Origin of the sequence: Roseococcus thiosulfatophilus (assembly GCF_017311575.1) — a bacterium.
In the GTDB taxonomy this organism is placed as follows: Bacteria; Pseudomonadota; Alphaproteobacteria; order Acetobacterales; family Acetobacteraceae; genus Roseococcus; species Roseococcus thiosulfatophilus.
The window spans coordinates 173,450-187,786 of record NZ_JAFFQY010000033.1 but is presented as its reverse complement, the minus strand read 5'-3'; the positions used below and the strand labels follow the sequence as shown (position 1 = coordinate 187,786).

Below are 14,337 nucleotides of genomic sequence, written 5' to 3'. Positions count from 1 at the left end.
TCATGTCCGCGACACTCGAACACGACCACGACCTCGCCACGCGCTGGGCCCTCCTGCGCGAGGCAGAGCCCCGGCTGCGCGTGCGCGACGCGGCGCAGCGCCTCGACGTGAGCGAGGCCGAGTTGGTGGCGAGCCTGCCTGGCGCCACCCGCCTGCGCCCCGACTGGCTCGCCCTGCTGGAGGCGCTGCACGCCTCGGGCGAGGTGATGGCCCTGACGCGCAACGACCATTGCGTGCATGAGCGCCATGGCCGCTACGAGCAGGTCTCGGTCAGCGGCCCCATGGGGCTGGTGCTGGGCGAGGACATTGATCTCCGCCTCTTCCTCCGCAACTGGGTGCATGCGCTGCATGTGCCCGGCGGCAATCCCGGCAGCCCGCGCGGCAGCGTGCAGGTCTTCGACGCGGCGGGCGAGGCGGTGCACAAGGTCTTCGCCACCGAAGCGACGCCCGAAGGCGCGCTGGACCGCCTGGCCGACACGCTGCGCGACGAGGCGCCGGCGGCCATCCGCACCGTGCCCCGCGCGCCGCGCCCCGCTCCGCGCCCCGATGCCGAGATTGACGCGGCCGGGCTGCGGGACGCCTGGGCCGGGCTGCGCGACACGCACGACTTCTTCCCCATGCTGCGCCGCTTCGACGTGGCGCGGCAGCAGGCGCTGCGCCTGGCCGGCCCCCACTGGGCGCGGCGCCTGCCATCCTCCGCCATCGAGCGCACGCTGTCCGCCGCGGGCGCCGGCGCGCTGCCCATCATGATCTTCGTGGGCAACCATGGCTGCATCCAGATTCACACCGGCGAGGTGAAGCGGCTGGTGCCGATGGGCGAGTGGTTCAACGTGCTCGACCCCAGCTTCAACCTGCACCTGCGCACCACGGGCCTCGCCGAGGCCTGGCTGGTCCGCAAGCCGACCGAGGATGGCGTCGTCACCTCCATCGAGGGCTTCGACGCCGATGGCGAGGTGGTGCTGATGGTCTTCGGCAAGCGCAAGCCTGGCCAGCCCGAGGATCTGGGCTGGCGCGAACTGGCCGAAGGCATCGCCGCGTGAGGCGCCGCGCCCTTTTCGCCCTGCCGCTGGGCCTCGCCACGCCGGCGCTGGCCCAGGGCATGCCGCGCCTGGTGGTGGCCGGCGGCGGCATCGCCGAGATCGTCTGCGCGTTGGGCGCCCGGGGCGCGATCGTGGGCGCGGACAGCACGAGCCTCTTTCCCACCGACCTGCGGCAATTGCCGCAGATCGGCTATCTGCGCGCGCTTTCGGCGGAGGGCGTGCTCTCCCTCCAGCCCGGCCTGCTGCTGCTGGCGCATGAGGCCGGGCCACCGCCGGCGCTCGCGCAGCTGCGCGCGGCGGGGGTGAACATGGTCCGCGCCCCGCGCATCGAATCGCCCGCGACGCTGATGCGGGCCGTGACCGTCGTGGCCGAGGCGTTGGGCCGGCAGGCGCAGGGACAGGCGCTGAACGCGGCGCTGGAACAGGATTTCGCGACGCTTGCCGCAAGTCTTCCACGTCCCGCCACGCCGCCCAGCGCGCTGTTCCTGCTGGCGGCCGGGGCGGGGGCGCCCATGGCCTCGGGCCGTGGCACCTCGGCCGAGGCCATGCTGCGCCTCGCGGGCGCGCGCTCGGCCATCCAATCCTACGAGGGCTATCGCGCGGTGACGGCCGAGGCCGCGCTGGCCGCGGCGCCCGACTGGGTGGTGGCGCCCTCGCACACCGTCGAGAGCAGTGGTGGCATCGCACCCTTCCTGGCCCAGCCGCAGCTTGCCCTGCTGCCGGCCGCGCGGGCGGGGCGGCTCGTCACCTTCGACAGCCTCTACATGCTGGGCTTCGGCCCGCGCACGGCCCATGCGGCGCGCGACCTCGCCGCCGCCCTGCACGCGCGGCCCGATCTCGCGGCGCTGCCCGAGCGGCCCTGGCTGCGCGGGGCCGCATGAGCGAGGCCGCGCTCTCCGTGCCGCGTGCGCGGGCGATGGGGCATGGCATGGCGCTGCTGCTGCTGGCGGGTGCCGCGCTGTGCGGGCTGCTGGTGGCGCTGGGCATCGGCGCCATCCGCATCCCGCCTGATGGCGTGCTGCGCGAATTGCTGGCGCCGCTGGGCCTTGCCACCTCCGCGCCGGGGCCGGAGGGCGCCATCATCTGGACGCTGCGCGTGCCGCGCACCCTGCTGGCCATGCTGGCGGGCGGTGTGCTGGGGCTGGCGGGCGCCATCATGCAGGGGCTGTTCCGCAATCCGCTGGCCGACCCCGGGCTGCTCGGCGTCTCGGCCGGTGGGGCGCTGGGGGCGGTGTTCATGATCGTGGTGGGGTTGGCGCTTCTGCCCGTGCCGCTGCGCCCCTATGCCACGGCGGGAGCCGCGTTCCTGGGCGCGCTGCTGGTCACGCTGCTGGTGATGCGCGTGGCGCAGCATGAGGGGCGGGTGATGATCGCCTCGATGCTGCTGGCGGGCATCATCTTCAACGCGCTGGCAGGCGCGGCCACCTCCGCCCTCATCTTCGCGGCCGATGACATGCAGCTGCGCGACATCCTGTTCTGGACCATGGGCTCGGTCGCGGGCGCCACGCCCGCCGTGCTGGGGGCCACGCTGCTGGCCGCGCTGCCGCTGGTCATCGCGGCCCCCTTCCTGGTGCGCGGGCTGAACGCGCTGATCCTGGGCGAACGCGAGGCGCAGACGCTGGGCATTCCCATCGAGCGCCTCAAATGGGGCGCGGTGCTGTTGGTGGCGCTGGCCGTGGGCGCGGCGGTGGCGGCGAGCGGCATGATCGGCTTCGTGGGCATCGTGGCCCCGCATCTCGCGCGACTGATGCGCGGGGCGGATCATCGCTGGGTGCTGCCGGCCTCGGCGCTGATCGGTGCCGCGCTGCTGCCGCTGGCCGACGCCGCGGCGCGCGTGCTGGTCGCACCCGCCGAACTGCCCATCGGCCTGCTGACGGCGCTGCTGGGCGGCCCCTTCTTCCTGGCCCTACTGCTGCGGCAGCGCTTCGCACTGGATGGGCGATGATCCGCGCGGACAACCTCATCGTCACGCGTGGCGGGCGGCGCATCCTGGACCTGCCGGCGCTGTCCATCGCGCCTGGCGGCGTCTTCGGCATCCTGGGGCCCAATGGGGCGGGCAAGTCCACCTTGCTGCGCGTGCTGGCGGGCGAGATGGCGCCCGATTCCGGCCGCGCCTTCCTGGATGGCAGGCCGCTCGGCCACTGGCGCGCGGGGGATCTCGCGCGCCGCCGCGCGGTGCTGCCGCAGCATTCCACCCTGGGCTTTCCGCTGCGTGCGGAGGAGGTGGTGGCCCTCGGCCGCCTGCCCCATGCCGGGCGGGCTGGTCCGCAGGACAGCGTCCGCGCCGCCATGCGCGAGGCGGGTGTCGCGCATCTGCAAGGCCGCAACCACGCCACCCTCTCGGGCGGCGAGCAGCAGCGCGTGCAGTTGGCGCGGGTGCTGGCGCAGCTCGACGGCGTGCCGCCGGCGGACAGCGTGCTGTTCCTCGACGAACCCACCTCCGCACTCGACCTGCCGCATCAGCACGCCATCATGGCCGTGGCGGCGGCGCGCGCGCGGGCGGGGGCCACGGTGGTGGCCGTGCTGCACGACCTCAACCTCGCCGCGCGCTATTGCGAGACGCTGCTGATGATGGCCTCCGGCCAGCGGGTGGCCGAGGGCCCGCCCGCGGAATTGCTCACGCCCGAGACGGTGCGGCGCGCCTATGGCATCGCCATGCGCCGCATCCCCGACCCGGAGCGCGGCGAGGTGCTGCTGGTGCCGGCCTGACCGCCGGCACCCACCGCCACGATCAGCGCGCCATGGCGCCCAGCGCGCGGCGCATCTGCTCCACCATCATGGCGGGCACGTAGATCACCATGAGGCCCTCGCCGCTGCCGATGCTCAGCGGCACGAAGCCGGGGCGTGGCTGCTGCGAGAACATGGCATCAAGATGCACAACGGTGAGCTGCATGCCGTCGGGGGATTGAGAGACCATGACGCGGCCCCCGCCCACCACATTGCCTTGACCCATCGGGCCATAGTCCACCGTGAAGGAGTCGCCCTGGGCGACCACCCGCGGGAAGCTCTGCGCCGCGGCCGTCCCCGCCGCGGCCACGGCCAGCAGGGCGGCCGCCATCATGGGCCGGAAAAGATGACGCATCTGAGGTGTCTCCATTGTACAGGCCGCCTTCAGGCGGCGGGCGTCACGGCGCCACGTCGCGCCGCCGGACGGAGCTTGAGGCGCGGGAAGGTGCGGCTTCCAGCCGATGGCTGACATGGATTCCATTCATTCGCCGCATGGTGGTTCATCGGCAGGCGGGTGGCGCGCAGCGCCTCGATGAAGCGGGTCAGCGGCGCCGACCAGCGCCGCCCCGGCACGGTGACGAGCGCGATCTGCCGTGCCACCGGGGCATCGAGCACGGGGCGCAGCACGAGGCCCGGCTGCGCCGCGCTGTGCTCGGGCAGGAAGCACACGCCCATGCCGGCCGCCACCAGGCCCTGGATCCAGTCCTCACGCTCGCTCAGGCAGGCCACGCGCAGCCTGGCGCCCGCCGCCGTCACCGCGGCGCCCAGCGCCTCCCGGTTCTCGCAGTTGATGCGCGAGAGGTAGGTCTCGCCGTTCAGGTCGGCCATGGTGATAGCCGCGCGGGCGGCGAAACGGTGGCTCGGGGCGCAGGCCACCATGTAGCGCTCCTCATAGAGGGGTTCCGCGGCGAAGCGCTCGGCCGCGGCGGGCAGCGGCGGCATCAGCGCCGCGTCCAGCTCGCCCTGCTGCAGTCGCTCGGTCAGCCGGTCGGGCCGCGCGTCATGGAGGCTGATGTCGATGCCCGGCTCAGCCGCGCGGAAGGCCGCGAGAAAGCCCGCGAAGACGCCGGGCCCGATCGAGCAGAGAATGCCCAGGCGCAGGTCCGCGCCCTGCAGCCGGTGATGTAGCGCGGCCTGGCTGCGGATGGCGGCGCTGCGCTCGGCCAGTTCCGACAGGCGCGGCAGGACGAGGCGGCCCAGCGCCGTCAGGTGCGTCCGGCCCCGCTCGCGCGCGAAGAGCGGCCCGCCCAGCGTGTGCTCCAGCCGCTGGATGGCGCGTGACAGGCTGGGCTGGCTCACGCCGCATTCCTCCGCGGCGCGGGTGAAGTTCAGGGTCCGGGCGGCCGCCAGGAAGAGGGTGATGTCGCGCAGTTCCATGCGGGCGGTCTCCGGTGCTCCGGAAACCGCTTCGCCACCGCCCGCGCGAAGGTTATGCCGCGCGGCGGATGAAATCCGCGCAGCGCTCGCCGATCATGATGCAGCCGGCATTGGTGTTGCCGCTGACCACGGTCGGCATGATCGAGGCATCGGCGATGCGCAGCCGCTCCACGCCGCGCACGCGCAGCTCCGTGTCCACGATGGCGCCCTCGTCGCTGCCCATGCGGCAGGTGCTGGTGGGGTGGTAGATGGTGCCACCCGTGCGGCGCACGAAGTCCAGCATGGCCTCGTCCGTGTCCGGGGCGGCCGCACCCGGCGCGTACTCGGCCTCGATGAAGGCACCCAGCGCCTTGGTGCGCGCCAGCCGCCGCGCCAGCTTGGCACCCTCCACCATGCATTGCCGGTCGGTCTCGGTGCTGAGGTAGCGCGCCACCATGCGCGGCTTGGCCATGGGGTCCGGCGAGGCCAGCGTCACCTCGCCCCGGCTTTCGGGCCGCAGTTGGCAGACGCTGATGGTGAAGCCGGGCCACTTGTGCAGCCCCTCCTTCACCGTGTCGGCGCTCCAGGGGATGAAGTGGAACTGCACGTCGGGTGTCGCGCTCTGCGGCAGGACGCGGGCGAACAGCCCCGCCGTGCCGGCCGCGAAGGTCAGCGGCCCGCGCCGCGTCAGCGCGTATTGAACGCCCATGGTCGCCATGCCGATCCAGGAATTCACGCGTTCGTTCATCGAGACGCGCTGGCTCGCGCGGTACATCAGGCGCGCCTGGTAGTGGTCCTGCAGGTTGCGGCCCAGCTCGGGCATGTCGCGCTGCACGGCGATGCCCATCTCGGCGAGGTGCGCGGCGGGGCCGAAGCCCGAGAGCATCATGATCTGCGGCGAGTTGATGGCGCCGCCGGACAGCACCACCTCGCGCGTCGCGCGGATCTGCCGTTCCTCATTGCCCACGCGATAGGCCACACCCACCGCGCGCCCGTCCTCGACCAGGATGCGCGTGACATGCGCGTCCGTGATCAGGCGCACGCGGCCGGCCTTCACGGCGGGCTTCAGGTAGGCCGTCGCGGCCGAGCAGCGGAAGCCGTCGCGCACCGTGACCTGGTACCAGCCCGCCCCTTCCTGCACGCGGCCGTTGAAGTCGTCATTGGCGGGGAAGCCCAGCTCCAGCGCGGCGTTGATGAAGGCCTGGGAGAGCGCGCCCTTGTCGCGCAGGTCGGTGGTGGAGAGGGGGCCGTCGCCGCCATGCAGTTCGGAGGCGCCACGCTCCTGCCGCTGGGCGCGGCGGAACCAGGGCAGGCAATCCTCGAAGGACCAGCCGGTGCAGCCCAATTGCCGCCAATGGTCGTAATCCTCCGCCTGGCCGCGAATGTAGATCAGCCCGTTGATGGCGGAGCTTCCCCCCAGCACCCGCCCGCGCGGCCAGGGGATGGACCGGCCGCCGAGTTCCGGCTCCGGCTCGGTCATGTAGTTCCAGGACAGGGTCGGGTGGTACATGGTCTTGGCGTAGCCCACGGGCACGTGCAGCCAGGGGTTCGTGTCGCGGCTTCCGGCCTCCAGCACCGTCACGCGCAGGCCCGGAATTTCCGAAAGCCGTCCCGCCACCGCGCTGCCGGCCGAGCCGGAGCCGATGACCACCACATCCGTCTCATCCATGGTTGTTTCCCCCCGCAGAAGCGCCGATGCTCCGCGCGCGCGGCGGGCACGTCAACAGCGGGTTTCAGCCGATCCGTCGCCAGCCCTCATAGACCGTCTCGCGCGCGATCAGCCCGTCCCGCATGGCGAAGACGTGCAGCAGGCGCAGCTCGACCCGGTCGCCTCGGCCATAGGGTGCGCCCGCCAGCCCATCGCCCGTGATGCGGAAGCGGACCAGGCATTCGTCCACCACGCGCTCCTCCGTCGCGAAGCGGTCCAGCGGTGTGATCTCGACCTCCGCCATGGAGGCGAGCATGCGGCGGTAATTGGCCTCGATCTCCGCATGGCTGTCGAAGCGCAGGCCGCGGGCCGGCACTTCCAGCACCACATCATCGGTGTAGAGGCCGAGGATGGCAGCAGGGTCCTGGGCCTCGCCCTGGATGTGCGCGTCCACGGTGGCGAGGTTGCGGGCGATGGGGTCGGGGGCGTGCATGTCATCTCCTTTTCGTCAGACAAACTGACGAATGGCATTTCGTCAGATTACCTGTCAATATGCCCGGATGCGCGATGCCTCCCACCCCGCCGCACATTCCTCCCTCGGCGCCCTGCTGCGGGACGCCTATGAGTGGGTGTCCGAGCGCGTCTATGGCCGCCTGGCCGGGCAGGGCTTTCCCGAGATCCGCCGCGCCCATGGCGGCGTGCTGCGGCATATCCGGCCGGAGGGTTCGCGCCTGACGGAACTCGCCCAGGCCGCCGGCATGGCCAAGCAGAGCATGGCCTACCTGGTCGAGGACCTGGCGCGGCTCGGGCATGTCGAGACCCTGCCCGACCCCGAGGATGGCCGGGCACGGCGCGTGCGCCTGACGGCCAAGGGGCGGGGCCTGATGGAGACCATGCTCGGCCTGAGCCGCGAGGCGGAGGCGGAACTGGCCGCAGCCATCGGCGCGCGCGAGGCAGCGGGCTTGCGCCGGGCGCTGGAGAAGCTGGCGGCCCTTCGATAGCGCACACCGCTTGACGCACCGCCCTGTCCGGACTGCCATGCGGGCCGGAAGGAAATGCCCCATGCCCCCGCTCGACATGCTCAGCGCCACCCTCGGCCCCGCCGCCTGCCTGCGCGCCGAGGAGGACATCGCCCCCTATGCCGTGGATTGGCGCGGCGTCTATCACGGGCGGCCCGTGGCCGTGCTGCGTCCGGCCGACACGGCGCAGGTGGGCGAGGCGCTGCGCCTCTGCGCCGCGCAGGGCCTGGCCGTGGTGCCGGCGGGCGGCCGCACCTCGCTCTGCGGCGCCGTGGTGCCGGGCGCGGAAGGCCCGCCCAGCGTGGTGCTGAGCCTGGAGCGCATGAACCGCCTGCGCGACGTGGACGCGCTGGACAATTCCCTGGTGGCCGAGGCCGGCTGCACCGTCGAGGCCGTCCAGAATGCCGCCACCGAGGCCGGCCGCTTCTTCCCGCTGCACTTCGGCGCGCAGGGCTCGGCCATGATCGGCGGCGCGCTTTCCACCAATGCCGGCGGCATCCGCACGCTGCGCTACGGCAATGCGCGGGACCTGGTGCTGGGGCTGGAGGTGGTGCTGCCCGACGGGCGCGTGCTCGATGACCTGAGGCGCGTGCGGAAGGACAATTCCGGCTATGCGCTGCGGCACCTCTTCATCGGGGCCGAGGGCACGCTCGGCGTCATCACCGCGGCCTCGCTCAAGCTCTTCCCGCCGCTGGTGACGCGTGAGACGGCGCTGGTGGCCGTGCGCTCCCCGCATGAGGCGCTGCGCCTGCTGGCCCGCTGCCAGGAGAGCGGCGCGGACCTCGTGGCCTTCGAACTCATCCGCAAGGTCTGCATCGACATCACGCTGAAGCACGGCACCAACATCCGCCAGCCGATGGAGCTTTCGACCGACTGGTATTGCCTCATCGAGGCCGCCAGCACCCATGCCGCCATCCCGGTGCGCGAGGCTTTGGAAGGTGCGCTGATGGCCGGGCTGGAAGCCGGCGAGGCCGAGGACGTGGTGCTGTGCGAGAGCGAGGCGCAGCGCCAGAACCTGTGGAACATTCGCGAGACCTTCCCCACCTGCTCGCGCATGGAGGGGCCGGGCCTGCCCACCGACACCTCCGTGCCCGTCTCGCGCATCCCGGACTTCCTGGACCGGAGCGCGGCGCTGATCGCGGCGAACTGGCCGGAGGGGCGGATGGTGGCGCTGGGGCATATGGGCGACGGAAACATCCATCTCTCGCTGCAAGCCCCGGCAGGCATGACCCACGCGGAATGGCACGCGCGCGCGCCCGATTTCGAGGACCGCGTGGGCGAGATCGCGGTGGAACTGGGCGGCAGCTTCTCGGCCGAGCATGGCATCGGCCAGTCCAAGCGCGGCGCCATGGCCGCGCTGAAATCGCCCGTGGCGCTCGACCTCATGCGCGCCGTCAAGTCCGTGCTGGACCCCGAGGGCATGATGAACCCGGGCAAGGTGCTGCCCTAGGAGACCAGCCTTGAGTGCCCCGCCCGCTGCGCCTACAACCGCCGGCGGCGGGGCGTAGCACAGCCTGGTAGTGCGTCTGCTTTGGGAGCAGAAGGTCGCTGGTTCGAATCCAGTCGCCCCGATACGCCGCCAAGCTTACAGGTTGGCAAGCCGCGTTTTCCCGTCCATCCTTCCCGGCAAAACAGGCGGGGCGATGTTTTCGCCGGCGCCGATGCAGGGAGAAATGGACATGCTCAATCGTCGCCACGCCCTTACCCTCGCCGTCGCGGGCACGCTCGCCGCGCCCGCCATCGGTCGTGCCCAGGCCTGGCGCCCCTCGCGCCCCATCCGCCTCATCGTGCCCTTCGCGCCGGGCGGGTCCAACGACATTGTGAGCCGGCTGATCGCGGAGCCTGCCTCCCAGACGCTGGGCCAGCCCATCGTCATCGAATCCCGCGCGGGGGCGGGCAGCGTGATCGGCAGCGAGCATGTCGCGCGCGCCGCGCCCGATGGCTACACGCTGCTGATCAACAGCGCGCACGCCACGGTGCCCGCCATCGTCGAGCGCATGCCCTATGACCCGGTGAACGACTTCGTGGGCTTGGCCGTGGCCGGCTTCTCGCCGCACGCGCTGGTGGTGAATCCGCGCTTCCCCGCGCAGAACGCGCGCGAGATGGTGGAGCGCCTGCGCGCCAACCCCGGCCAGTACAACATCGCGACCGCCGGCCTGGGCAGCGGCGTGCACTTGGCGGCGGAGCTGCTGCGCTCCACCCAGCGCGTGCAGGCCGAGGTGGTGCATTATCGCGGCGGCGGGCCGAGCGTGGTGGCGCTGGTGGCGGGCGAGGCGCAGGTGGGCACGCCCACCATGGCCTCCTCCATCGGCCAGATCCGCGGCGGGCAGCTGCGCGCCCTCTGCGTCCTGGCCGAAAACCGCACGCCGGCCCTGCCGGACGTGCCCAGCGCGACCGAGGCCGGCATGACGGGGCTGGTCCATGAGGAGTTCTTCCCCATCGTCGCCCCCGTCGCCACGCCGCCCGAGATCGTGTCGGCGCTGTCCGCCGCCTTCCAGGCCGCCATCCGCCAGAACGGCGCCCGCCTGACCGAGATGGCCGGCGTCACGCCGCGTGCCGGCTTCGAGACGCCCGAGCAGGTGAAGACGCTGATGACCGAGATGGTGGCGCGCTACTCCGCCATCCTGCGCGAGGCGGGCGTGCCGAAGCAGTAAGGCGGCGCGTCAGCGCTCGGCCGGGGTGTGCGGGTGGCATAGGCCGCCCAATCCGCGTGGCGGGTGGCTTTCGCCCGCCAGTCGCCCTCGGGGATGCGCGGGTGGCGCGCCGCTTCGTCCATCACATAGGCATAGGCGCGGACCATGCCGTCCGCGACCCGCACGGGCAGCACCGTGCGCCGATACAGCCCGCCAGGCGCGCCGCCGGGCGGGCTGCCCTCCAGCGCATCCATGGCGGCAAGCCGCGCCAGCGGCAATTCCAGCACCTCGCCCGAAACCTCGCCCTCGCCCAGGGCGAGGGCGGGGTAGGGACCGCAATCATGCAGCGCGCCCGCCACGCGCCCGGCCTCGCGCGGCAGGCCGTCGAGGTGGTGGGCATTGGCCTCGCCCGCCATCAGCGTGCCGTAGACGAAGAGATACGCGATGGTGAGCGGCGCGGGCGCGTCCTGCCCCGCCGCGTCCAGCATGGCGTGCGCGATGCCATGCGCCGCCTGGCCGCGCCGGACGATGCCGAGATAGTCCGGATGCGGCGCGCGGAAGCCCTCGCTGCGCGTCACATAGGTCATGGCCTCGACCACGGTGCCATCGGGCAGGACCACATGCCGCTGCGTGCGCTGATAGGCGAAGGGCGCGCCCTCCTTGGCGTCCAGCGCCGCCAGCGCCGCGGCATTGGCGCGGAACACCACGCCCTCGGCCGCCTGGCCGGGCCGTGCGCGAAGGTTCAGCACCCCGCCCTGGCGCGTGCGGGAGAAGCAGTCGAAAACGAGTTCATGGTCCAGCAGCAGGGCGGTGGAAACCGGCTCCAGCCGCGCCGCGCCGAAGCCCCGCCGCGCGCACCAGGCGCCCCAATCCGCGGCGTCGAGGTTGGAGCCATAGCCGAAATAGAGCGTCATGACAGGGCGGCGCGGGCCTCGGCGAAGGCCGCCCGGTCGGCCTCGTCCACATGGGGGTAGTGCAGGTCGAGCTTCTCCAGCGCCTCGATGATGGCGCCCACGACGACGAGGCGGGTGAGCCATTTGCGGTCGGCCGGCACGATGAACCACGGCGCCTCGGGTGTCGCGGTGGCGCGGATCGCCTCCTCATAGGCGGCCATGTAGCCGTCCCAGTGGCGGCGCTCGCTCACGTCCGCCGCGCGGAATTTCCAGTGCTTCTCCGGCTCGTCGAGGCGGGAGAGGAAGCGGCGCCGCTGTTCCTCGCGCGAGACGTTGAGGAAGAACTTCAGCACCACCGTGCCTTGGCGTGTCAGGTAGCGTTCGGTGGCCGCGATGTCCTCCAGCCGCTCCCGCCAGATGTTCTTCGTGACGCAGGCGGGAGGGAGCTGCTGCTTGGCCAGGATGGAGGGATGCACGCGCACCACCAGCACCTCCTCGTACCAGGAGCGGTTGTGAATGCCGATCTGCCCGCGGGCCGGCAGGGCCAGCATGTGGCGGCGCAGGTAGTCCTGTTCGAGTTCCGTGGTGGTGGGCGCCTTGAAGCTGGTGACGTGGCAGCCCTCCGGGTTCACGCCCGAGAATACGTGCTTGATGGTGCCGTCCTTGCCCGCCGCGTCCATGGCCTGGAAGAGGCACAGCACCGACCAGCGGTTCTGCGCGTAGAGCATGTCCTGCAATTCGGAGAGGCGCTCGATCCCCTGGGCCAGCAGGTCCGGCGCATCGGCCTTGGTGAGGCCGAGGCTGCCCGCGTCGTCCGGCGCGTGGTCCGCGAGGCGGAACCCCTTGCCCGAGGTGATGCGGTAGCGCGCCAGCGCGGCGGGTGTCTTGCGCTTCATGGGGGCGATGGTCGCAGCACGCGCCCGCCGCGCCAAGCCCAAAGCAACGCGGCGGCCTGCAGGGAGGCCGTCAGCCCCATGGCCCAGCCATAGCCCGCCGTGGCCCAGCCGCCCGCCTCGGTGCGCGGCCAGAGATCTATGATGGCGCCGATCACGTATTGCAGCACGAAGACCAGCACCAGCATGGTGAAGTTGATGGCCGTTGCGACGCGCCCCGCCAGCTCCGCCCCGAAACGCTGGCCCACGGCCGTATAGGCCACCGGGCCGGTGGCGCCGAACAGCGAGAAGGCGAACCACACCAGCGCCAGCGCCGCGAATTGGCTGGGCGGGCTGATGATGAACACGAGTTGCAGCACAAGCTGCGCGCTGACCCCCAGCATGGGCACCAGCATGGCCGGCGCCCCGCGCTGCTGCAGCAGGCTGGACAATTGCCCCATCAGGATGGAGCCCACCGCCATGCCCGCCGCGTAGACCAGCAGGATGGTGGCGCGCGGCCCCTCCGCCTGGCCGCCCACGTCGCGCAGCCAGGGCCCGGCCCAGAGGCCCGAATAGACGAAGTTCATGGCCGACAGCACGATGATGGCCGGCACGAAGCGCAGGAAGACCGGGTGGGTGAAGATGGGGCCGTAGGCCGCGATCTCGGCCGTCAGGTTCCGGCGCGCGGGGCGCGCGGCCCCGGGCGGCGCATCGGCCAGGGAAAACCAGATCCAGGCCGCCACCACCAGGGCCAGCACACCCAGGATCAGGAAGCCGCCGCGCCATCCGACAAAGGGCAGGATCGTCGCCATGGGCAGTGTGGCCGACATGCCGCCCAGCGCGCCCACGAAGACGCCCGCCCCCGTCATGGCGGCGACGCGGTGGCGCGGGAACCACTGCGTGTTGGCCTTGAGCATGGCCATCAGCCCCGCCGCGATGCCGATGCCCGTGATGAAGCGCCCCGCCCCCAGCATGATGGGCCCCGTGGCGAAAGCGCAGAGGAAGAAGCCCAGCGCCGCCAGCAGCGTCAGCACCGCCTGCACCCGCCGCGGCCCGTAGCGGTCCAGCGCCACGCCCACGGGCAACTGCGTCGCCGCATAGGCCACGAAGAGCACGGCGGCCAACAGCCCGAGATCGCTGGCCGAAAGCGCGAATTCCAGCGCCAGCAGCGGCCCGATCAGCGCCAGCACCGCGCGGCTGGCCTGGTTCAGGAAGTTCACGGCCGCGAGCGGCAGGGTGACGCGCAGGAAGGCCCTCACCGCGTGCGCAGCCGGATGCTGAGGGGGCAATGGTCCGAGATCAGGTCGCGCATCGCGCGGTCGCGCTCGGCATAGACCAGCACGCGCAGGCTGCCCGGCACCATCCAGCCCCGCGCCGGCCCGCCCAGCAGGATATGGCTGATGAAAGGCCGCCCGCCGCGCGGCCCGGCCCAGCAGGGGTCCGACGCGCCCTCATTGGCGCGCAGCAGGCGCCCGGCCTGTTCCAGGGTCGCGCTCATCTCGTCGCGCGGGTGGTCCATGCGGCGGTTGAAGTCGCCCAGGATGGCGTAGGGGATGCCCTCGCGCTCCCGCGCCGCCACCCAGCCCGCCAGAATGGCCGATTGCGTGGCCAGGTTCGCGCATTGCCGGCTGCGATCGGCCTCCAGCGGGCCGGACTGGCAGCCCGCCGCCAGATGGATGGACAGCAGGCGCAGCCTCCCGCCCGCCCATTCCACCGTGATGTCCGTGCCGCGGCGGTGGGAGAAGCGGGCACCGGGCGCCACGTCCAGCTCGACCAGGTCCGGATTCTGCGTCACGCGCAAATGGCGGCGGACGGCGAAGCCGGTGCGCTGCACGTCCTCCTCATCGGGGAAGAAGAAGGCGTGGTCGCGTGGGGAGAAGACGCGCGCGGCGGCCTCCGGCCCGTCCACCTCCTGCAAGGCCACGATGTCGGCCTCCAACCGCTGGGCATAGGCCTGGAGCCGGGCGAAGTCGGCGCGGTCGCGGCGCGTGATTTCGGGGGGGATCATCGAATCACCGGCCGGGCGCAGGGAGAGCCAGGCGATGTTCCAACTGGCGAGCTTGAGTTCGGCCGCCTGGAGCGGGGCGGCCACGAGCAGCAGCAACAGGATGAGCAGACGCATCCGCGCACCATGCCGCGAAACGCGCGG

15 protein-coding genes and 1 tRNA gene are annotated in these 14,337 nt (G+C 72.2%); 8 read left to right on the top strand and 8 right to left on the bottom strand.

The window, feature by feature from the left end; genetic code table 11:
* Positions 1 to 2: 2 nt before the first annotated feature.
* The 4 genes from JTN19_RS12690 to JTN19_RS12675 are packed head-to-tail and all read left to right on the top strand — an operon-like array spanning position 3 to position 3,749.
* Positions 3 to 1,040 (top strand): hemin-degrading factor, encoded by a 1,038-nt coding sequence (locus tag JTN19_RS12690; RefSeq protein WP_206933165.1) that lies wholly within the window; start codon positions 3 to 5, stop codon positions 1,038 to 1,040.
* Complete coding sequence (locus tag JTN19_RS12685; RefSeq protein ID WP_206933163.1) at positions 1,037 to 1,921, top strand: ABC transporter substrate-binding protein; 885 nt, start codon at positions 1,037 to 1,039, stop codon at positions 1,919 to 1,921. Before JTN19_RS12690 ends, JTN19_RS12685 begins: the two co-directional genes overlap by 4 nt.
* On the top strand, positions 1,918 to 2,985 hold the full coding sequence (locus JTN19_RS12680) for a FecCD family ABC transporter permease (protein ID WP_206933161.1): 1,068 nt from the start codon (positions 1,918 to 1,920) through the stop codon (positions 2,983 to 2,985). The genes JTN19_RS12685 and JTN19_RS12680 overlap by 4 nt, the downstream gene beginning before the upstream one ends.
* A complete protein-coding gene (locus JTN19_RS12675) occupies positions 2,982 to 3,749 on the top strand; it encodes a heme ABC transporter ATP-binding protein (RefSeq protein ID WP_206933152.1) in 768 nt (255 codons plus the stop codon). The genes JTN19_RS12680 and JTN19_RS12675 overlap by 4 nt, the downstream gene beginning before the upstream one ends.
* A 22-nt stretch (positions 3,750 to 3,771) precedes the next feature.
* Here JTN19_RS12675 and JTN19_RS12670 read toward each other — a convergent pair whose 3' ends face one another.
* The 4 genes from JTN19_RS12670 to JTN19_RS12655 all read right to left on the bottom strand — a co-directional run bounded on the left by JTN19_RS12670 (position 3,772) and on the right by JTN19_RS12655 (position 7,264).
* The gene (locus tag JTN19_RS12670) at positions 3,772 to 4,122 is read right to left on the bottom strand and encodes a hypothetical protein (protein ID WP_206933149.1); all 351 of its coding nucleotides are present in this window, start codon (positions 4,120 to 4,122) and stop codon (positions 3,772 to 3,774) included.
* Between the two features lie 29 nt (positions 4,123 to 4,151).
* On the bottom strand, positions 4,152 to 5,144 hold the full coding sequence (locus JTN19_RS12665; protein ID WP_206933147.1) for a LysR family transcriptional regulator: 993 nt from the start codon (positions 5,142 to 5,144) through the stop codon (positions 4,152 to 4,154).
* Positions 5,145 to 5,196: 52 nt separating this feature from the next.
* Positions 5,197 to 6,792, bottom strand: coding sequence for a GMC family oxidoreductase (locus JTN19_RS12660; protein ID WP_206933145.1), 1,596 nt, complete (start codon positions 6,790 to 6,792; stop codon positions 5,197 to 5,199).
* 64 nt (positions 6,793 to 6,856) lie between these two features.
* Positions 6,857 to 7,264: a nuclear transport factor 2 family protein gene (locus JTN19_RS12655; RefSeq protein WP_206933143.1), complete on the bottom strand. Its 408-nt coding sequence runs from the start codon at positions 7,262 to 7,264 to the stop codon at positions 6,857 to 6,859.
* 67 nt (positions 7,265 to 7,331) lie between these two features.
* On the opposite strand from JTN19_RS12655, the gene JTN19_RS12650 reads away from it, so the two are divergent.
* The 4 genes from JTN19_RS12650 to JTN19_RS12635 all read left to right on the top strand — a co-directional run bounded on the left by JTN19_RS12650 (position 7,332) and on the right by JTN19_RS12635 (position 10,444).
* Positions 7,332 to 7,772 carry a MarR family winged helix-turn-helix transcriptional regulator gene (locus JTN19_RS12650; RefSeq protein ID WP_206933141.1) on the top strand — a complete coding sequence of 147 codons (441 nt, stop codon included), beginning with the start codon at positions 7,332 to 7,334 and terminating at the stop codon, positions 7,770 to 7,772.
* A 61-nt stretch (positions 7,773 to 7,833) separates the two neighbouring features.
* On the top strand, positions 7,834 to 9,240 hold the full coding sequence (locus JTN19_RS12645) for an FAD-binding oxidoreductase (protein WP_206933139.1): 1,407 nt from the start codon (positions 7,834 to 7,836) through the stop codon (positions 9,238 to 9,240).
* A 48-nt stretch (positions 9,241 to 9,288) separates the two neighbouring features.
* A tRNA-Pro gene (locus tag JTN19_RS12640) sits at positions 9,289 to 9,362 on the top strand.
* 107 nt (positions 9,363 to 9,469) lie between these two features.
* Positions 9,470 to 10,444, top strand: a complete 975-nt coding sequence (locus JTN19_RS12635; protein ID WP_206933137.1) for a Bug family tripartite tricarboxylate transporter substrate binding protein — start codon at positions 9,470 to 9,472, stop codon at positions 10,442 to 10,444.
* On the opposite strand, the gene JTN19_RS12630 is transcribed toward JTN19_RS12635, so the two are convergent.
* The 4 genes from JTN19_RS12630 to JTN19_RS12615 are packed head-to-tail and all read right to left on the bottom strand — an operon-like array spanning position 10,402 to position 14,310.
* Complete coding sequence (locus JTN19_RS12630) at positions 10,402 to 11,337, bottom strand: gamma-glutamylcyclotransferase (protein ID WP_206933135.1); 936 nt, start codon at positions 11,335 to 11,337, stop codon at positions 10,402 to 10,404. The genes JTN19_RS12635 and JTN19_RS12630 overlap by 43 nt on opposite strands.
* On the bottom strand, positions 11,334 to 12,212 hold the full coding sequence (locus JTN19_RS12625; protein WP_206933125.1) for a polyphosphate kinase 2 family protein: 879 nt from the start codon (positions 12,210 to 12,212) through the stop codon (positions 11,334 to 11,336). The genes JTN19_RS12630 and JTN19_RS12625 overlap by 4 nt, the downstream gene beginning before the upstream one ends.
* On the bottom strand, positions 12,209 to 13,447 hold the full coding sequence (locus tag JTN19_RS12620) for an MFS transporter (protein ID WP_206933115.1): 1,239 nt from the start codon (positions 13,445 to 13,447) through the stop codon (positions 12,209 to 12,211). The genes JTN19_RS12625 and JTN19_RS12620 overlap by 4 nt, the downstream gene beginning before the upstream one ends.
* On the bottom strand, positions 13,444 to 14,310 hold the full coding sequence (locus tag JTN19_RS12615; protein WP_206933105.1) for an endonuclease/exonuclease/phosphatase family protein: 867 nt from the start codon (positions 14,308 to 14,310) through the stop codon (positions 13,444 to 13,446). The genes JTN19_RS12620 and JTN19_RS12615 overlap by 4 nt, the downstream gene beginning before the upstream one ends.
* Positions 14,311 to 14,337 lie beyond the last annotated feature (27 nt).